15 protein-coding genes, 3 pseudogenes and 2 riboswitches are annotated in these 18,368 nt (G+C 68.6%); of the genes and pseudogenes, 7 read left to right on the forward strand and 11 right to left on the reverse strand.

Annotated elements, in window-relative coordinates:
- Positions 1-64 precede the first annotated feature (64 nt).
- The 5 genes and pseudogenes from paaI to ETP66_RS10150 all read left to right on the forward strand — a co-directional run.
- A pseudogene (paaI, locus tag ETP66_RS10130) lies at positions 65-464 on the forward strand (hydroxyphenylacetyl-CoA thioesterase PaaI); the annotation flags it as partial.
- Positions 433-1,770 (forward strand): phenylacetate--CoA ligase family protein, encoded by a 1,338-nt coding sequence (locus ETP66_RS10135; protein ID WP_130842502.1) that lies wholly within the window; start codon positions 433-435, stop codon positions 1,768-1,770. The pseudogene paaI and the gene ETP66_RS10135, both read left to right, overlap by 32 nt.
- A gap of 2 nt (positions 1,771-1,772) precedes the next feature.
- Positions 1,773-2,198 carry a thioesterase family protein gene (locus ETP66_RS10140; protein WP_130842503.1) on the forward strand — a complete coding sequence of 142 codons (426 nt, stop codon included), beginning with the start codon at positions 1,773-1,775 and terminating at the stop codon, positions 2,196-2,198.
- 113 nt (positions 2,199-2,311) lie between these two features.
- Positions 2,312-2,375: riboswitch (Fluoride riboswitch) on the forward strand.
- A 185-nt stretch (positions 2,376-2,560) separates the two neighbouring features.
- Positions 2,561-3,958 (forward strand): MutS-related protein, encoded by a 1,398-nt coding sequence (locus tag ETP66_RS10145; protein WP_130842504.1) that lies wholly within the window; start codon positions 2,561-2,563, stop codon positions 3,956-3,958.
- On the forward strand, positions 3,955-4,179 hold the full coding sequence (locus ETP66_RS10150; protein ID WP_130842505.1) for a hypothetical protein: 225 nt from the start codon (positions 3,955-3,957) through the stop codon (positions 4,177-4,179). The genes ETP66_RS10145 and ETP66_RS10150 overlap by 4 nt, the downstream gene beginning before the upstream one ends.
- Positions 4,180-4,271: 92 nt before the next feature.
- Here the strand turns inward: ETP66_RS10150 and ETP66_RS10155 are convergent, their stop codons facing one another.
- From ETP66_RS10155 to ETP66_RS10185, 7 genes and pseudogenes are all read right to left on the reverse strand, one after another.
- A complete protein-coding gene (locus tag ETP66_RS10155; RefSeq protein ID WP_130842506.1) occupies positions 4,272-5,393 on the reverse strand; it encodes an MFS transporter in 1,122 nt (373 codons plus the stop codon).
- Complete coding sequence (locus ETP66_RS10160; protein ID WP_130842507.1) at positions 5,390-5,728, reverse strand: DUF190 domain-containing protein; 339 nt, start codon at positions 5,726-5,728, stop codon at positions 5,390-5,392. Before ETP66_RS10160 ends, ETP66_RS10155 begins: the two co-directional genes overlap by 4 nt.
- Positions 5,729-5,732: 4 nt before the next feature.
- Complete coding sequence (locus tag ETP66_RS10165) at positions 5,733-6,245, reverse strand: metallophosphoesterase family protein (protein ID WP_130842508.1); 513 nt, start codon at positions 6,243-6,245, stop codon at positions 5,733-5,735.
- Positions 6,246-6,260: 15 nt separating this feature from the next.
- Positions 6,261-6,716 (reverse strand): annotated as a pseudogene (locus ETP66_RS12285) (cation:proton antiporter); the annotation flags it as partial.
- Positions 6,717-6,803: 87 nt separating this feature from the next.
- Positions 6,804-6,866: riboswitch (Fluoride riboswitch) on the reverse strand.
- A gap of 56 nt (positions 6,867-6,922) precedes the next feature.
- Positions 6,923-8,704 (reverse strand): glycogen debranching N-terminal domain-containing protein, encoded by a 1,782-nt coding sequence (locus ETP66_RS10175; protein WP_130842509.1) that lies wholly within the window; start codon positions 8,702-8,704, stop codon positions 6,923-6,925.
- A 1-nt stretch (position 8,705) separates the two neighbouring features.
- Positions 8,706-8,828, reverse strand: a pseudogene (locus ETP66_RS12460) (hypothetical protein); the annotation flags it as partial.
- Positions 8,829-8,929: 101 nt separating this feature from the next.
- On the reverse strand, positions 8,930-10,465 hold the full coding sequence (locus tag ETP66_RS10185; protein ID WP_130842510.1) for a Ppx/GppA phosphatase family protein: 1,536 nt from the start codon (positions 10,463-10,465) through the stop codon (positions 8,930-8,932).
- Between ETP66_RS10185 and ETP66_RS10190 the strand changes: the two genes are divergently transcribed.
- Both ETP66_RS10190 and ppdK read left to right on the forward strand, forming a co-directional pair.
- Positions 10,460-12,280 carry a polyphosphate kinase gene (locus ETP66_RS10190; RefSeq protein ID WP_130842511.1) on the forward strand — a complete coding sequence of 607 codons (1,821 nt, stop codon included), beginning with the start codon at positions 10,460-10,462 and terminating at the stop codon, positions 12,278-12,280. The two genes, ETP66_RS10185 and ETP66_RS10190, sit on opposite strands and share 6 nt — an antisense overlap.
- Positions 12,281-12,423: 143 nt before the next feature.
- On the forward strand, positions 12,424-15,024 hold the full coding sequence (gene ppdK, locus ETP66_RS10195; protein ID WP_130842512.1) for a pyruvate, phosphate dikinase: 2,601 nt from the start codon (positions 12,424-12,426) through the stop codon (positions 15,022-15,024).
- A gap of 36 nt (positions 15,025-15,060) precedes the next feature.
- Here the strand turns inward: ppdK and ETP66_RS10200 are convergent, their stop codons facing one another.
- The 4 genes from ETP66_RS10200 to ETP66_RS10215 are packed head-to-tail and all read right to left on the reverse strand — an operon-like array spanning position 15,061 to position 18,358.
- Entirely contained in the window at positions 15,061-16,254 is a 1,194-nt protein-coding gene (locus ETP66_RS10200; RefSeq protein ID WP_130842513.1) for a 4-hydroxybenzoate 3-monooxygenase, read from the reverse strand.
- Positions 16,247-16,501, reverse strand: coding sequence for a dihydrodiol dehydrogenase (locus tag ETP66_RS10205; protein WP_130842514.1), 255 nt, complete (start codon positions 16,499-16,501; stop codon positions 16,247-16,249). The genes ETP66_RS10200 and ETP66_RS10205 overlap by 8 nt, the downstream gene beginning before the upstream one ends.
- Positions 16,502-16,510: 9 nt before the next feature.
- The gene (locus ETP66_RS10210; RefSeq protein ID WP_130842515.1) at positions 16,511-17,023 is read right to left on the reverse strand and encodes an aromatic-ring-hydroxylating dioxygenase subunit beta; all 513 of its coding nucleotides are present in this window, start codon (positions 17,021-17,023) and stop codon (positions 16,511-16,513) included.
- A gap of 9 nt (positions 17,024-17,032) precedes the next feature.
- Entirely contained in the window at positions 17,033-18,358 is a 1,326-nt protein-coding gene (locus ETP66_RS10215) for an aromatic ring-hydroxylating dioxygenase subunit alpha (RefSeq protein WP_130842516.1), read from the reverse strand.
- Positions 18,359-18,368: the final 10 nt, after the last annotated feature.

An 18,368-nucleotide genomic window follows, 5' to 3' on the forward strand; every position in this document is an offset into this window, starting at 1 on the left:
GGGCCTGCCGGAGGCTTCCGGAGGGGAGGCTTGAGCCTGCCCCCGGGGTGGAGGAGGTGGGCCGTTGACGGATCCCTTCATGGAAACCCTGGGCCTTAAGGTGCGCCATCTGGCCCCGGGGGAGGCGGTGGTGGCCGGGGTGGTGGGGGAGGGGCACCTCAACCTTCACGGCACCGTTCACGGGGGGTTTCTCTACGCCCTGGCGGACAGCGCCTTCGCCCTGGCCTCCAACTCCCGAGGGCCGGCCGTGGCCCTCTCCTGCCGCATGGATTACTTCCGCCCCCTCCTTCCGGGGGCAGAGGTGGAGGCTAGGGCGAAGGAGGTGAACCTCTCCCGGCGCACGGCCACCTACCAGGTAGAGCTCCTTTCCGAGGGCAAGGCCATCGCTCTCTTTACGGGAACGGTTTTTCGGCTAGGAGGTGAGGAGGGATGATGTACCAGCCGGAGCTGGAAACCCTGCCCCGGGAAACCCTGAGGACGCTGCAGGGGGAAAGGCTGAAGCGGATCGTGGCCTATGTGTACGCCCGGGTACCCTTCTACCGGCACCTTATGGACGAGGCCGGGATAGGCCCTGAAGCGGTGCGGGGTCTGGAGGACCTCCCCAGGTTTCCCTTCACCAAGAAGGACCACCTGCGGGAGCACTACCCCTTCGGCCTCTTCGCCGTGCCCCGGGAAGAGGTGGCCCGCATCCACGCCTCTAGCGGCACCACGGGTAAGCCCACGGTGGTGGGCTACACCAAGAAGGATCTCGGGGTCTTCGCCGAGGTGGTGGCCCGCTCCCTGGCGGCGGCGGGGGCCAGGCCGGGCATGATGCTCCACAACGCCTATGGCTACGGGCTTTTCACAGGGGGCTTGGGCCTGCACGGGGGGGCGGAGGCCTTGGGGATGACGGTGGTCCCGGTCTCCGGCGGCATGACCGAGCGGCAACTCATGCTCATCCAGGACTTCCGCCCGGAGGTGATCTCCTGCACCCCCTCCTACGCCCAGACCCTGGCGGAGGAGTTCCGGAAGCGGGGGGTGGCCCCGGAGGAGCTTTCCCTGGAGTACGCCGTTCTCGGGGCCGAGCCCTGGACGGAGGCCATCCGCAAGCAGGTGGACGAGGGGCTTGGGGTGCGGAGCACCAACATCTACGGGCTTTCCGAAATCATCGGCCCCGGGGTGGCCAACGAGTGCGTGGAGGAGCGCCAGGGCAGCCACATCTGGGAGGACCACTTCCTCCCCGAGGTGGTGGACCCGCAAACCGGCGAGCCCCTCCCCGAGGGGAAGGTGGGCGTTTTGGTCTTCACCACCCTCACCAAGGAGGCCCTGCCCCTCCTGCGCTACTGGACCGGGGACCTCACCTTCCTCACCCGTGAGCCCTGCTCCTGCGGGCGCACCCACGTGCGCATGGGCCCCATTCTGGGCCGCACCGACGACATGCTCATCATCCGCGGGGTGAACGTCTACCCCACCCAGGTGGAGGCGGTCCTCCTGGGCATCCCCGAGGTGGAGCCCTACTACCAGATCGTGGTGCGACGGGAGGGCACCCTGGACGAGGCCGAGCTCAAGGTGGAGGTATCCGAGCGCTTCTTCCAGGAGATCGGCAAGAAAGCTCTCTCCGACGAGGTCATCGAGGCGGACCACCGCCTCCACGCCCTCAGGGAAAAGGTGGCCCACAAGGTCAAGGACACCATCGGCGTCACCGTGAAGGTCAGCCTCCTGGCCCCCGGCGAGGCTCCCCGGAGCGAAGGGGGGAAGCTCCGCCGGGTCTTGGACCTGAGGAAGGCCTAGCCATGCGCCCTATTCCCCCGGGGTACACGGCCACCTTCGAAACCGTGGTCACGGAGGCCATGACCGTGGACTTCGAGGAGCTCGGCCCCGTGCACCCGGTCTACGCCACCTACTGGATGGCCAAGCACATGGAGCTGGCGGGGCGCAAGATCATCCTCCCCTTCCTGGAGGAGGGAGAGGAGGGGATCGGGAGTTACGTGGAGGTGCGCCACCTGGCCTCGGCCCTCCCGGGGATGCGGGTGCGCATCGTGGCCCGCCACGAGGGCACCGAGGGCAACCGGGTCCACGCCACCATGGAGGCCTACAACGAGCTCGGGGACCTCATTGGCCGGGGCCGCACCGAGCAGGTGATCCTGCCCAAGGCCAAGGTGGCGGAGATCTTCGCCCGCCTGCAGGGGCGGTGGGAGGGTCGGGGAAGGTATTCCTGAGGCCCGCGCTGCCCTTCTCGAGGCGGGCTGCCTAGCCATCGGTGGGGACGGCAACCTGGCAGCCGTTCCGGCCAAGGCCCCTCTAGCCCCCAAGAAGCCCTGAGGGAGGTATACTGGGCTAGGGCGATGGAGTCCGCCTGAAGCGCCCGAAGAAGGGCTGATGACTCCTACCGGTGAATCCGGTAGGAGTCTTTCGCTTGGAGGTGAGGATGATCCGGAGGCAAGTAACGGGGGCTGAGGCGCCTAGCTTGCTCTGGCCCGGGGGGCTGGAGCTTAGGGAAGAAGGGGTCCCCGCCTGCTTTCCCGATCTGCACCTGGATGCGCTAGAAGGTCTGGTTCTGGCACCCCAGGGAAGTTGGGGCTTGGAGGCTTATTTCCGCAGGCCCCCGGTTCTGGAGGAGGAGGTGGTCTACCGCCAACGGGTGGCCCAGGAGCTGGAGGAGCCCGCAGGGGCCGCTCCCTTACGGGCTTACCTGCGGGCTATGGAGAAGGTCCATGCCCTGCTAGGGCTTGCGGAAAGGGCCCGCCACCCCTGGCAGAAGGCCCTGTACCATCTCCAGGGGGCCCAGGCCTACCTGGAGGCGGTGGAGGCCCTGGGCCGCGCCTGGGGGGTGGCCCCTCTCCGCTCCTCCGGGCTCAAGGGGTACGCAGCCTATCTGGAGGCCTACCTGAGGGGGCCTGGTTTCCGGGAGCTTCGGGAGGAAGCCCGGGAAAGCCTCGAGCAGCTCTCAGGGGTGCGCTATGTCCTGCACGTGCACGAGGGGCGCCTCACCGTGCGGGTCTACCAGGGGGAGGCGGACTACGGAAAGCGGGTGGTGGAGACCTTCCGCCCCTTCCTCAGCCCCGCCCTGGCCCACCTCTGGGAGCCGGAACTTCCCCAGGGACCTTGGCTCAACCACGTGGAGGAGTGGCTCCTGGACCACCTGGCCCTCCTCTTCCCGGAAGCCTTCGCCCAGCTCCGGGCTTTCCACGAGGGGCACCGGGACTTCCTGGACCCCGTCCTTGGCCGTCTGCAGCGGGAAGCCCGCTTCCTCCTGGCCTACTTGGACTTCGTCGCCCCCTTGCGGGCCGCAGGGCTTCCCTTTACCTACCCCGAGCCGGCGGGAAAACCGCCTTTCTTTGTCCAGGAGGCCTTTGACCTGGTCCTCACCGCCAGGCTGGTGGCCGAGGGGAAGAGGCCGGTGCCCAACGGGTTCCGCCTGGACGGGGAGAGGATCCTGGTGGTCACCGGTCCCAACCAGGGGGGCAAGACCACCTTCATCCGCATGGTGGGCCAGCTCCACCACCTCTTCGCCCTGGGCCTCCCCGTGCCGGGCAGAAAGGCCCGGCTTGCGGTGCCCGACCGCATCCTCACCCACTTCGAGGCCCGGGAGAACCCCGAGGACCTTAGGAGCAAGCTGGAGGCGGACCTCCTGCGCCTCAAGGGGATGCTGGACCTGGCCACGGAGCGCTCCCTCCTCCTCCTCAACGAGCCCCTGGCCTCGGCCGCCCTCGAGGACGCCCACTTTATCGGCCGCTTCCTCGTGGAAAGGATCCGGGAAAAAGGGAGCCTCGCGGTGCTGGTAACCTTTTTGGACGAGCTGGCCCGCCTGCCGGGCACCAAGAGCCTGGTGGCGGAGGTGGACCCCCAAGACCCCGCCCGCCGCACCTTCCGCATCGTGGAGCGACCGGCGGACGGCAAGGCCTACGCCCTGGCCCTGGCCGCCAAGCACGGCCTCACCTACGAGGCCCTGAAGGAACGCCTGGGGAGGGCGCCATGAGGGTAGGGCTGCTGCACCCCAAAGGGGACCTGGACCTAAGCCTCCCGCTACCCCACGCCTGGGAGGAGGTGGAGCATGACCTGGGCCTGGGAACGGTCCTGGAAGCCATGGCCGAGGGGGATGCCTACCTCCTGGAGGTGGTCCGCAAGGTGCTGGCCCAAGGGCTGGCCTTGGACCCCGCGGCCATCCCCCACCGCTTCAGGAAAGCGATCTCCTCCTGAGCCTTAGCCAGCTCCGCAGCGAGCTCGGCGAGCCGCCCTTCCTCGGGCTTCTGCGGCTTCGGGCTCGGCTTGCGACCGAAGGGCCACATGCCTTACCTCCTTTCGCGGTAGAGAAGCAGGGCCAGGGGCAACAGGGCCAGGGCTTCCGCAACCACGGCGAAGGCCACCACCCAACCCGGGGAACGGTCGTAGAGGAGGCCCATGGCCACGCTCCCCAGGAGCCAGGCCAGGCCAAAGGCGGTGTCGAAGACCCCGTAGGCGAAGGCCGACCCCCCGGAAAGCCGCCCCACCCCGGCCCGCATCACGCTCTCCTGCAGGCCCAGGGCCCCGCCCCAAAGCAGGCTCCCCGCCCACCAAAGCCCTGGGGTTCCGCTCAGGAGGAGGGGAGAGCCCCCCAGGGCCAGGAGGGGAGCGAGGAGAAGGGTCTTGAGGCCCAGGCGGTCGAAGAGGAGCCCTCCGAATAGGGCGAAGAGGGCGTCCGCCCCCATGGCCAGGGCGTAGAAGAGGGGGATCTGGGCCCCAGGAGCCCCGGAGCGCTCCAGGTGGAACCCCAGGATCTGGAAGTGCACCAGGCCCAGGGCGAAGAGGGCCCCGTAGAGAAGGTAAAGGGGAAACCCCGGGGGCAGGCGCCCATCCTTGGGCTGGGGGGCCGCCTTGGGCTCGAGGCCCCGGGCCTGGGAGAGGACCAGGAGGGCCAGGAGGGCGGGGATCAGGAGGAGGGCGAAGCCCAACCGGTACCCCCCCAGGGCCACCCCCAGGGCCACCAGGAGAGGCCCCAGAAAGGCTCCCAGCTGGTCCAGGGTCTCGTGCACCCCGAAGGCCTTCCCGTGCCCCACCTGCTCCCCAGCCCGGGCCAGGAGGGCGTCCCGGGCCGGGGTCCGCAGGCCCTTGCCGAAGCGCTCCAGAAAAAGGAGGAGGCCCGCTCCTTGGACGCCTTGGGCCAGGGCCAAGGCGGGGACCGCCAGCAGGTTGGCGGCGTACCCCACGTAGAGGAGGGGCCAGTGGAGGCGGAAACGGTCCGCCAGCCGCCCCGAGGCCAGGCGCACCAGGTAGCCCAAAAACTCCCCGAAGCCCGCCACAAAGCCCACCAGGGCCGCCGTGGCCCCCAGGGAGCCCAAAAAGGCTCCGGAGATGCTCCGCCCTCCCTCGTAGGTGAGGTCGGCCAGGAGGCTCACCAGGCCGATGGCCGCCACGAACCGCCAGGCCGCGTTCATCGTTCCTCCGGGAGGTAGCGGATGACCTCCACGTTCTCTAAGGTCACCAGCCCCTCGCGCACGATCCCCTCCAGCGCCGGCAGGAAGGCTTGGATCTTCTCCTCCGTGTCCACGATCTCCACCATCACCGGTAGGTCTTCGGAGAGCTGGAGGATCTTGGGGCTGTGCACCCGGGAGTGGGCCCCGTAGCCCATGAAGCCTTTGAAGGCCGAGGCCCCCGCCAGCCCCCGCTCCTCGGCCGCCAGGATGAGGGCCTCGTAGACGGGCCGCCCCTGGTAGCGGTCCGACTCCCCCACGAAGACCCTGAGCAGCTTGGCTCCCCCGGTAAGGCGCATGGCTTCACCTCGCCTCTGGGTAGAGGAGGCGGAGCTCCTCCTTGCGCCCAGGGTCCAGGGGCATGGCCTCCAAGGGCTGCAGGAGCCCTTTCAGGTCGTACTCCACCCGCTCCAGCCGGGCCCGGCCGTCCTCGTAGAGGGCGAAGCTGGCCCGGGGGTCCCTGTCCAGGGGCTGGCCCGCGGAACCCGGGTTGACGAAGAGCTTCTCCCCGATGCGCCGCACAGAGGGCAGGTAGGTGTGGCCGAAGACCACCACCTCAGCCCGCAGGGTTTGCGCTGCTTCCAAGAGAGCCTCGTCCCCGGCCTTAGGGTTAGGGCGGTAGTCGTAGAGGGGGTCCCGCAAGCTCCCGTGCACCAGGGCGAAGCGGGTGCCGTCCGCGGCCCACACGGCATAGAGGGGAAGGCTTTTCACCGCGTCCCCGGCGAAGAGGACCGCGTCCACCTGCCCGGCGGCCTGCAAGACGGCCTGCAGGGCCCAGGTGTTGCCGTGAAGGTCGCTTAGGATCAGGATGCGCATGGGCTTACCTCCCCTCTATCCTATTTTCCTCCAGTTCCCAAAACCCCAGGAAGCTACCCCATTCGGCCAGGGCCCGGGCCGCCTTCTCCCCCCGGGGATCCTGGGGGAAAAGGGCCAGGAGTTCCGGCAGGGGGAGCTGGCCCAAAAGCCAGAGGAGGAGGTCCGGGGGCGGGTCCAGAAGCAGGCCGCCAGGATCACCTTGCCGAAGGGGGTTCGGTTGAGGCCCAGCTCCAGCATCACCGCGTGCACCACGGCCACGCTGGTGGTGGAGAGGGCCACCCCGGCGAGCCAGCTGGCCCGGGCGTCCCAGCCCAGCAGGGCGTGGGCAGGCCAGGCCGCCCCCAGGAAGGGGGCGAAAAACCCCGCTAGGCCGATCCCGAAGGCCTCCTTCCAGCTCCGCCCCAGGGTCTTTGGATCCAGCCCCGCCCCGGCCAGGAAGGCGAGGACCACGCTGCCCACCCCCGCCAGGAACCCGACCCAGGCGGCGTCGGTGTGGAGCGTCCCTGCTCCAGTCCATCGGGGTTCCTCCTTTCCGGGGCAGGAAAAAGGCTCCTACCCCGTGAGGTAGGAGCCATCAGCCCTTGGGGGCGGTTCTAGGCGGGCCCCATCGCCTTCAGGCCCATTATAGGGGAAGGTCGCTGAAGGTAAGGTGCAAGGATGGCCTCCGCCCGGGCGGGCTACCAGTTCCTAAAGCCCCGCAGCAGGGTGTAGAGGTAGACCAAGGCCCCGGCGTCCCAGGCCTGGGGGCGGCAGGCCACGGGGTAGGGCACCGGGGGGAGGCCCGCCTCCCGGGGAAACCCTCCCACCAGCTCGGGGAGGCGCAGGTCGGGCTGGGAGAGGGCCAGATCCAAAAGGGCCTCGGCCACCCTCGCCCCCTCCTCCCTCAGGCCGTAGCGGAAAAGCCCTCCGGCGAAAAGGGCGGTGTCGTGGGGCCAGACGGAGCCGTTGTGGTAGGAGAGGGGGTTGTAGCGGACCTCACCGCTCCCCAGGGTGCGCAGGCCCCAGCCGGACCACATCTCCTCCGAGAAGAGGGTGCCCACCAGCTCCGGCACCCGCTCCGGGGGCACCGCTCCCGCCCAGAGGAGGTGGCCCGCGTCGGAGGCCTTGACCCGGAGGGGCTCCTTGCGGCGGTCCAGGGCCAGGGCGTAGGTGGCGAGCTCGGGGAGCCAGAACCTTTCCTGGATGAGCCGGAAGAGCTCCCGGGCCCGGGCCTCTTGCGCTTCGGCCCTGGCCTCCTCCCCCAGGGCCCGGTAGAAGCCGGCGGCGGCCCGGTGGGCCGCGTAGGCGTACCCCTGCACCTCGCTCACCGCCAGGGGGGGTTCGGCCAGGCGGCCGTCCCCGTGGCTCAGGGAGTCGTGGGAGTCCTTCCAGGAGTGGACCGTGAGCCCGGCCCCGCTGGGGGAGAACTCCAGGAGGCCGTCCCCGTCCAGGTCCGCCCCCTCCAGCCAGCCCAGGGCCGCCTCCCAGTGGGGCCTGAGCTCCCGCACCAGGTCCAGGTCCCCCGTGAGGTCCAGGTAGCGGCCCAGGAGGACCAGGAAGAGGGGGGTGGCGTCCACGGTGCCGAAGTAGCGGGCGAAGGGCACCCGCCCCGTGCGGGAAAGCTCCCCCAGGCGCACCTCGTGCAGGATCTTCCCCGGCTCCTCCTCCCGGAAGGGGTCGAAGACCGCCCCCTGGCGGCGGGCCAGGTAGCGCAGGACCCCCTGGGCCACCCCCTTCCCCCAGGGCAAGAGCATGAAGGCGGTGAGGAGGCTGTCCCGACCGAAGGGGGCCACGAACCAGGGGATCCCCGCCGCGGGCACCGGGCCCTCGGGGGTGGCGAGGAGGAGGGCCCTGAGGTCCAGAAGGGCCTGGCGCAGGGGGGCTTCCCAGGGCCCCTCCCCCTGGGGGAAGGTCCTCAGGAAGGCCTCGTAGCCGGGCAGGTGGCCTTGGGCCTCGAGGGGGCTCTCCAGCCCTACCTCCAGGACCAGCGCCTCCTCCCCCTTGGGGGGCAGGTGCAGCCGGAAACCCCCCTCGGGGGGTGGGGGGGAGAGGGTCACCCGCTGCTCCACACCGTCCGCCGCCCGGTAGGACAGCCCCCGGTCTGACCCGGAGGGAGGGTGCCAGCCTCTTGCCTGGAACAGATCCTCAAAGCTGCCCCTCGCCTCCCAGCCTACCCGCAGCTCCAGGGGCTCCCGGGAGAGGTTCCGGAAGGCCAGGCGGTCCAGCACCCTCCCCCGCATCACCCGGAGCTCCCGGCGCAGGTGGACCTCTCCCTCCGGTCCCCGGAAGCGGGCCCAGTCCTGGAGGAGGAGGTCGGGCCGGGGCGAGCGGGTTTCCAAAAGCCCGAGCCCCTCGGGCAGGTCCAGGCGGTAGCGGGCCAGAAAGCGGGTGTCGTGGCGGTAGAAGCCCTCGGCCCCCGCCTCGGCGAAGCCCCGCGCGTTCAGGACCAGGTAGGTGTCGTCTTCCTTGAGGGGAAGCATCTCACTCCTTCACCGCCCCCACGTTTACCCCTTCCACGAAGTAGCGCTGGAAGACGGCGAAGAGGACGAGGACGGGGATCATGGAGAAGAACCCGCCTGCCAGGATGAGCCCCCGGTTTCCCACCTAGGTGCCGATGCACAGGAGCTGCCTCACCCGGTAAGGGAGAAAGGGCGCGTCCACGGCCCCCTTGGGGGCCCCTCGTGGCCCAGGCCGCAACGGGGTGCTTAGCCTTCCCACGCCACCTCCAGGGGAAGCCCGAAGGCCTCCAAGAAGAGCCCGGCCTGCTTCCCCGCCTCCAGGAGCTCTACCCAGGGTTCAGCCGGGGCCTCGAGGCGGAGGTGCACCCGCTCCCCCAGCTCCGCCCGCACCCCTCGCACCCGACCCGACCGGGTGCGCTCCAGCATCTCCGCCAGGCGCAAAAGGGCGGCGAGCCGCAGGAGGCGCTTGCCGTCCCCCCGCTCCAGGAGGGGGCGGAGGGGTCCGGGGGTGGGGTTTCCCCGGCGGTGGTAGCGCACCAGGAGGGCCAGAAGGGCCTGCTCCCGGTGGGCGAAGCCGAAGAGGGGTTCGGAGAGGAGGAGGTAGGCCCCGTGCTTGTGGTGCTCGTGGTAGCCCAGGTGCATGCCGATGTCGTGGAGGTGGGCGGCCTCCAGGAGGAGCCTCTCCTCCTCCGGCCCGTAGCGGTGCAAGGGGTGTAGCTCCCGGAAAAGGGCCTGGGCCAGGGCCTTGACCCGCTCCCGGTGCTCCTGGGCGAAGGGGTAGCGCTGGAAGAGGTTCTCCACGGCAAAGGCCCGGGGGTCGGGGAGGAGGTGGGGCGGGGGGAGGAAGCGGGTGAAGAAGGCCCCCTCCCGGATCCCCACCCCGCTCAGCCAAAGCCCGGGGGCGCGGAAGTGCCGGAAGAGGGCCCGGAGGAAGGCCAAGGAGGCGGGCAGGGTGCGGGCCCGGTCGGGTTGGAGTCCGGAAAGCTCCGCCCGGGCCCGGAAGGGGAGGCGCAAGAGGTCCCCGTAAAGCTCCTCCACCCTCTCCCGGGACAGGTAGTAGCCGTGGAGGAGGTCCAGGGGGTAGCGGCGCCGCCTCTGGTCCAGCCGGGCGATGGCCCGCAGGTTCCCCCCCAGGCCCGCCAGGGGAACCCCCCCCTCCAGGGGCAGGGTCTTGAGCTGGCGCAGGACCTCGGCCTCCAGGGCCTTCACCTCGGCCTTGGCCGGGGGGTCGCTGCGCAAGAAGGCCTCGGTGAGCCGCAGGGCCCCCAGGGGCAGGGCCCGGCCGAAGCGGAAGGCCCGCCCCTCCATGCGGGAGACCTGGGCGCTCCCGCCCCCCTGGTCCACCACCAGGGCCTCGCCCAGGGGAAGGGCGTTGGCCACCGCCAGCACCCCCAAGGCGGCCTCCTCCTCCCCCGGGAGGAGGCGCGGGTTCAGGCCGAGCCTTTGGGCCTCCTCCAGGACCAGCCCCCCGTTCTCCGCCTCCCGGGCTGCGCTGGTGGCCAGGGTGACCACCTCCTTCACCCCCAGGCTGACGAGGAAGTCGGCGAAGGCCCGGAGGGCCTTCCGCCCCCGTTCCAGGGCCACGGGGGCGATCCGCCCCTGGGCCAGGCCCTCCCCTAGGGCCACGGGCTCCCTCAGCTCGTCGGCCAAGGCGTAGGCTTGGCCCGGACGGTAGCGGAAGACCACCAGGCGGAAGGTCCCCGAGCCCAGGTCCAGCACCGCTAGCGACCGCAGCCTGACCTCCTTCTGACCTTGCCAAGGCGTAATCTGATCCCGATGCATCCCACTCCCGAGGCCAGCTGGCTCCAGTTTAACCGCCGCGTGCTCCTGCAGACCGAGCGGCGCGACTTTCCCCTCCTGGAAAGGATGCGTTTCCTGGCCATCTGGAACCGCAACCTGGACGAGTTTTTCGCCGCCCGCATCGCCAAGCCTTTCCTGCAGGGACGGGGGACGCCCGGGCATCTGGACCTCCTGCGGGAGGCCCGGGAGCAGGCTTCCCTGGCCCACGCCCGCTACCTGGCCCTCCTTCAGGAGGCCGCCCCCAGGCTTAGGGTTCTGGGGCCTGGGGAGTTGGACGAGGAGGACTGGCTTTACTTCCGCGTCTACCTGGGGGAGGTGGTGGCCCCCAAGACCGACCTCATCCCCTGGGAGGCGGCGGCCGACCTCTCCCACGGGGCCCTTTACTTCGCCTCCCGGGGCTACCTGGTGCGGCTGCCCCAGGACCTGCCCCGGCTCCTCCCCGTGCCCGGCCGGGAGGGGGCGTACGTGCGCCTGGGGGCCCTCATGCGGGCCCGGAGCGACCTTTTCCTCCCCCAGAAGGAGGGCCTTTACGAGTTCCGGGTGCTGCGGCTTCTGGAAAGCGAGCGGGCCCGGGCGGACTGGGACGAGCTGGCCCAGGCCCTCGAGGGCCGCCAGGAGGGCCTGGCCACCTTGCTGGTGGCGGAGGAAGGGTTCCCTGAGGCTTCGCTGGCGCTCCTGAGGGGTGCTTTAGGGCTTCTCCCCGAGGAGGTCTTCCTCCTGCCCCCGCCCCTGAACCTGACTCTGGTGGAGCGCCTGGTGGCCGAGGGCCCAGCGGAGTGGCGCTTTCCCCCCCTGCGCCCCGAAAAGCCCCGGCGTTTTCTTAAGGCGCCCTGGGAGGTCCTGGGCAAGAGGGACCTCCTCCTCTACCACCCTTTCCAGGACTACGCCGCCGTGGAGCGCTTCGCCAAGGAGGCCCTGCGCCCGGAGGTGGAGGAGGTCTGGGCCACCCTCTACCGTATTGGGGAGGAGAACCCCTTGGCCGAGGCCCTCTTGGAGGCGGCCCAGGCGGGAAAGCGGGTGCATGTCCTTCTGGAGGGGCGGGCCCGCTTCGACGAGCTTTTGAACCTCTACTGGTACCTGCGCTTTCTCCGGGCCGGGGTGGAGGTCCTGCCCCTCCCTGAGCGCAAGGTGCACGCCAAGGCCCTCCTCCTCCTCACCCAGGAGGGAGGGGCGGTCCACCTGGGCACGGGGAACTACAACCCGCAAAGCGGCCGCCTCTACACGGACTTTTCCCTATTCACCGCCCGGCCCGAGGTGGTGAGGGAGGTGCGGGCCTTCTTCCTAGCCATGCGGGAGGAGCGCCCTCCTAGGCTTTCCCTCCTTCAGACGGGGGAGGCCATCCGCGACCTCTTGGTGCGGGAGATCCTGGCCGAGGCCCACCCTAAGGGGCGGATCCTCCTCAAGTGCAACCACCTCACCGATCCCGTCATTCTGGAGGCCCTGGTCCAGGCGGCGGAGGCCGGGGGACGGGTGGACCTCCTGGTGCGCAGCACCCTGACCCGGCTCCACCCCGCCTTCCGGGCCAGAAGCCTGGTGGGGCGCTTCCTGGAGCACGCCCGGGTGGCTGCCTTCCGCGCCGGTGGAGCCTGGCGGGTCTACCTCACCAGCGCCGACGCCATGCCCCGCAACTTCCACAACCGCTTCGAGCTCCTCTTTCCCGTCCTGGACAAGGAGGCCCGCAGGGAGGTGGTCCGGCTGCTCAAGCGCCAGATGCGCGACGACCGCAACGCCTTCCTCCTCACCCCGGAAGGGGAAAGGCGGCTTTGGGGGGGGCGGCACGACGCCCAGCGCCCCTGACGCCAACCTGCGCGGGCGGAGTCCGCGGGAAGGCTCCCTTCCCCGGGGGCGCGGGGTGGGGGAGGGTCCGGTGGGTTGGGGCGGTGTAGCCCTGGGCTGGCTACACTTTTCCACGCTTCCATCCAGTGGAGGAGACTAAGAGCATGGGCGCCTACACGGTTTTACTGGCCGAGGCCCGGGGGCTTTCCCGGGAGGTTTTGGGGGGCAAGGGGTACGGCCTGGCGGCTATGGCCCAGGCGGGGCTGCCCGTACCCCCGGCCTTCGTGATCGCCACCGAGGCCTGCCGACGCTTCCTGCGGGAGGGGGAGGTACCGGGCCTCTGGGAGGAGGTAAGGGCCAAGATGGCGGCCCTGGAGGGCCTAACCGGGAAGCGCTTCGGAAGGGGGGAGGGGGCTACCCCTCCCCTCCTGGTTTCCGTGCGCAGCGGAGCCCCGGTGTCCATGCCCGGGATGATGGACACCATCCTCAACCTGGGCCTCACCCTCGAGGGGGTGGAGGCCCTGGCCCGGGCCACCGCCAACCCTCGCTTCGCCTGGGACAGCTTCCGCCGCCTCCTCGCCATGTACGGGGAGGTGGTCCTCGGGGAAGGGGCGGAGGTCTTCGAGGCGGGGCTCGCCGCCCTCAAGGACCGCCGGGGAGCGGGGACGGACGCGGAGCTTGCCCCCGAGGACCTGGAGGAGCTCAGCTTCCAGTACCTGCGCCACCTGGAGGCCCGGGGCACCCCCTTTCCCCTGGACCCCTGGGCCCAGCTAGAGGGGGCCATCCGGGCCGTCTTCCGGAGCTGGCAAAACCCCAGGGCCCGCACCTACCGCCGCATCTACGGCATCCCCGAGGACCTGGGCACGGCGGTGGTGATCCAGGCCATGGTCTTCGGCAACCTGGGGGAGGACTCGGGCACCGGGGTGGCCTTCACCCGCAACCCAGCCACGGGGGAGCGGGGCCTCTACGGGGAGTACCTCAGGAACGCCCAAGGGGAGGACGTGGTGGCGGGCATCCGCACCCCAGAGCCCCTGGAGCGTCTCCGGGACTACGCCCCCGAGCTCTACCGGGAGCTCCACGAGGTGGCAGGCCTCCTGGAGCGCCACTTTCGCGACATGCAGGACTTCGAATTCACCGTGGAACGGGGGAGGCTTTTCCTCCTCCAGACCCGCTCGGGGAAGCGCACCGCCAAGGCAGCGGTGAGGATCGCGGTGGAGATGGCCGAGGAGGGTCTCATCCCCAAGGAGGAGGCCGTCTTGCGGGTAGAGGCCAACGTCCTTCCCGGCCTCCTCCGGCCTGCGGTGGACCGGGACCGGGCTCCTGAACCTATCCTGAAAGGGCTTCCCGCCAGCCCCGGGGCCGCCGTGGGCCACGCGGTCTTCAGCAACGAGGCCGCGGAGCGCTTCAATGCCCAGGGGCTTCCTGCCATCCTGGTGCGCCCCGAGACCACCCCGGAGGACATCACCGGGATGTACCTCTCCCAGGGCATCCTCACCGCCAAGGGAGGCCTCACCTCCCACGCGGCGGTGGTGGCCCGGGGCCTGGGGGTGCCCGCGGTGGTGGGGGCGGAGGCCCTCCGGGTCCTGCCCCACGAGGGACGGGCCCTGGCGGGGGGGGTGGAGGTCCGCGAGGGGGACCTCCTGGCCCTGGACGGAAGCACCGGGGAGGTCTACCTGGGCCCCGTCCCCCTGGTGGAGGGAGGGGAGGAGGAGGCCTTGAGGAGGCTCCTCGCCTGGGCCGAGCCCCACCGGCGCCTGGGGGTGAGGGCCAACGCCGACACCCCCGAAGACGCCCGCCGGGCCCGGGAGTTCGGGGCGGAGGGGATCGGGCTTTGCCGTACGGAGCACATGTTCTTCGGGGAGGAGCGCCTCCCCTGGGTGCGTCGCCTCATCCTGGCCAAGACGGAGGAGGAGGAGAGGGAGGCCCTGGAGCGGCTTTTCGCCTACCAGAAGGAGGACTTCAAGGGGATCCTCGGGGCCATGGACGGCCTGCCCGTGACCGTGCGCCTCCTGGACCCGCCCCTCCACGAGTTCCTGCCTCCCCTCGAGGCGCTAAGGGCCCAGGCCGAGACCGGGGACGAGGAAGCGGAGGTCCTTCTGGAGCGGGCCAAGGCCCTAGAGGAGCAGAACCCTATGCTGGGCTTCCGGGGCATCCGGCTTTTACTCCTCAGGCCGAACATCTTCCGCATGCAGCTAAGGGCCCTCCTGGAGGCGGCGAAGGAGCTAAGGGAGGAAGGCCTTGACCCCCGCCCCGAGGTGATGGTGCCCCTGGTGGCCGACCCCAAGGAGGTGGAACGGGCCAAGGCCCTGGCGGAGGAAGTCTTCCAGGAGTACGGGCCCATCCCCTTCGGCACCATGATCGAAACCCCGCGGGCGGCGCTCCTGGCGGCGGAGATCGCCCCCCTGGTGGACTTCTTCAGCTTCGGCACCAACGACCTCACCCAGATGGCCTTCGGCCTCTCCCGGGACGACGCCGGGAGGTTCCTCCCCCGCTACGTGGAGGAGGGGCTTTTCCCCTTTGACCCCACGGAGCGCCTGGACGAGAAGGGGGTGGGGAGGTTGCTTCGGCTGGCGGTGGAGGAGGGCAGGCGGGCCAACCCCCGGCTGAAGCTCGGCCTTTGCGGGGAGCACGGGGGGGAGGCCAGGAGCGTGGGGTTCGTGGCCGACCTCCTGGACTACACCTCGGCAAGCCCCTTCCGGGTGCTCACCGCCCGCCTGGCCGCGGCCCAGGCGGGGATGCGGGCCTCTGGGGTGGCTTGGGGATGAGGAATCCGTCGCGCGGACCTCTGCCTCAGCTGTTCGCTAGTTGCCCAGGTTTCCTGCGTACCGTCCACTGGTGTAAAGGCCGACGTAGTTTTCTGCCAGGAAGCGTTGCAGATGGGGGCTTTCCGCTAGATGGCGGAGCTTGGCCTGACGTAACTTCTCCTCAAAAGGGTCGGGCAAGGTGTGAAGCAAAGTGGTCATCCAGTAAGAGAAGAATTCAGCTTGCCATACGTGGCGAAGGGCCTCTGAGGTAAAACGGGCCAGGAGGCTTCTGTCCTGGTCTCGGTAGTAGGCCATGAGGGCCTGGTAGAGCACGGCCACGTCGCAAAAGGCCAGGTTCATGCCCTTGGCCCCAGTAGGGGGTACCACGTGGGCGGCATCCCCCACTAGGAAAAACCGGCCATGCTGCATGGGCTCCACCACCAGCGAACGCATGGGGGTGAGGCTTTTTTCCAGGATGGTCCCAGGCCTAGCCTCGGCTACTCCTCCCAAGCGTAAATTGAGCTCCTCCCATATTCGCTCTTCTGGCCACTGCTCCAGACGCTCCTCCAGGCTCACCTGGAGGTAGTTCCGGGCTAGGGTAGGGGAACGCATGCTGAAGAGGGCAAAGCCCCGCTCGTGGCTGGCGTAAATCAGCTCCTCTGCGGCCGGGCGGGTTTCCGCCAGGATGCCGAGCCAGGCAAAGGGGTAAGCCTTCTGGTGCAGCTTGGCCTGGGGAATGCACTGCCTTGCCAGGCTGTGGGAGCCATCCGCTCCCACGACAAACTCGCAGGCCAACTGCTTTTCTTGACCTTCTGGGGTGCGGTAAACCACCACCGGGTTTTCCTCCAGGTTTTCCAGGCCCACCACCTCGTGCTCAAAAAGAATCTCTCCCCCGGCCCCTAGGTGGTGGTGGATCAGGTCCCGCACCAGGTACTGCTGGCCGTAGACCCATATCCCGTGTCCCGCTAAGATCTGGAAATTCACGTGTTGGAGGGCTCTGTCAAAGGCCAGGTAGATGCCCTTGTGCTCCAGGCCTTCCCGAAGCATCCGGTCCCCTACTCCTGCCATCACAGCCATTTCCTTGGTACCCCACTCCAAGACACCAGCTCGGATGCGGTGGGGACTGGTTTCCAGGTACTCTCGGCTCCTGGCCTCGAGGATCAGCGCTTCCACCCCTGCCCGCCGCAAAAGGTGAGCGAGGAGCAACCCTGCGGGCCCTGCACCTACGATGCCCACCTGTACCCTACGCATTCTCCCCTCCAAACAGCACCAGGTCGGAGAAGGGGCGTACCTCCACACCCTCTTCTTCTGGGCCGTAGGGGGTGTGGAGGAGTCGAGAGAAGGTTTCCACTCTTTGCCAAGTGAGCGCTTCGAGCTCGAGGGGGTCCAGGTCGATACTGTAGCCGAGCCGTGACGAGGAGATGCGCAAACGTTCGCCGTTGCCCGTTCGGATCTTCTCTATGGTCACCGTGGTGAACTCGTTGCTGAGGGTAATCAAGGAACCTCCCTAGAAAAAGAAGCTGAGGTTGTGGGTGGGAAGAGTGCTATGGTCCAAGATGACTAGTCGGCGGGCCAGCTTCCAGGACCCCTCCTCCTTGCGCAACACGTCCTGCCGCGCGGCAGAGATGAAGGTGAATTCGGGTTGGTCCCAGCGGCTACGGAAGATGAGAAGATTGGAGCGCACCACCGCCTCTGGGCCTAGGTCCTTGGCCTGCGGATCTTCCACCCGGACGTTAGTGACAAAGTGCCGCAGGCGGGAGGGGGGGTCCTCGGCCCAGGCGAAGCCCGTTTCTAGACGGGCCACCCGCATCTCTAACGAGGTGCGGTCCTCGTCCAAATGGAACATCCGCTCGCTCACACCGCCGTACCCCCCCTGGGGAGGGCGTTCACGGGTGAGCCGCACCGGCACCTGGTAGACGATGTCCTCGGTTAGCAGAGAGAGCCACTCGCGGTAGCGCCCCTCATCCAAGAGTTCAGCTTCTCTATAGAGAAAATCCAGGATTTCCCGGGTGAGGTCCATAGGCATCTCCTAGCTCAGCATCAGCTCCAGGTAGCGGCGGTAGAAGTTACGCAGGTTTTCGTCGGTGAAGTTGATGGGGTAGGCCACCCCAGGGCCCGGCCAGTTGGGGTCTGATGCCACGGTCTGTCCCATCTGGTAGTTGAAGAGGAGTTTCCTCCCCAGGGTACTTCCCGCGTTTTGGGCCACGTGGGACCAGATCTCTGTGTCGTCCTGCTCAAAGGTACCCGAGGAGCCGAAGAAGCGCATGTAAGAGTGGCGGGCTTTTTCCTTGAACCATTCTGGTGCGTCTCTTTCCACCAACCCCCAGGAGATCACTTCGATACGTCCCGGTCCCAGGGGATGCCAGACGCGGAAGGTGAGCATGGGTACCGGGGTAGGGTACAGGTGGTCTGGCTTGCGGATGGGGTTGTGGAGGGAGAAGTTCGGGAAGAGAGTGATAAGGAAGATGCGGGTTTCTCTGGCCACCTCCCAGTGTGTCCGGGTAGGGTAGGAGCTCTTGGCCCGCTCCATCATCTCCTCCGGATAGCCCCAGAAAGGGGGGAGCTTGGCTCCAGGAGGCCCGCCCACCACCATGGCCCCGTGTCCTTTACCCGGGATGTGGATCTGCTCCCCGTACATGGCGTATTTGGCATCCCGGGGAGCAATGCCCAGCTCGATGAGGGAGCGGTGGGCCATGAGGGTGTGGTAACTGTCACTCATGAAGGTTTCCAGAGCCAGTTTCCAGTCGGTGTTCACCACGAAGCGCTGAGGCGGGCCTAGGACCTCGAGACCGGCCGGGCTCCGCTTGGTGACAAGTTCCAGGTACCAGCGGGCGTCTCCCAGCCACTCTACTAAGGAAGGTGCTCCTGGGTCCAGGTTTCCGAAGAGAAGCCCGTCAAACTCCTCCAGACGCGGAAGGGGCAAAAGACCCCACTCCTCTTTGTGAAAGCCATCGCCGAAGGCCTCCCGTTCCGCGGGCACACCGATGAGCTGGCCGTCGTTGCGGTAGGTCCAGCCGTGGAAGGGGCAGCGGAAGTGGCTGGCGTTGCCAGCCTCCGCCCGGCAGACCCGCATGCCCCGGTGGCGGCACATGTCCAGAAAGGCCCGCACGATCCCATCCTCGCCCCGGACCACGATGAAGGCATTGTTGAGGATGTAGCGGAGCACGTAATCCCCCGGGCTGGGGATCTCCGAGGTGTGGGTCAGAAAAACCCATGAGCGGGCGAAGATCCGGTCCTTCTCCTGCTCGAATACCTCTGAATCATTGAAGATTTCAGCGGGAACCAAGCCCTTCTCCAAGGTCGTAACAAGTGCGTTAACTGCAGTTTTTAAATTCCCTGCACGCGCGCCAAACATCTTTCACCAA

The sequence above is a fragment of the Thermus thermamylovorans genome (genome assembly GCF_004307015.1).
Taxonomy (GTDB): Bacteria; Deinococcota; Deinococci; order Deinococcales; family Thermaceae; genus Thermus; species Thermus thermamylovorans.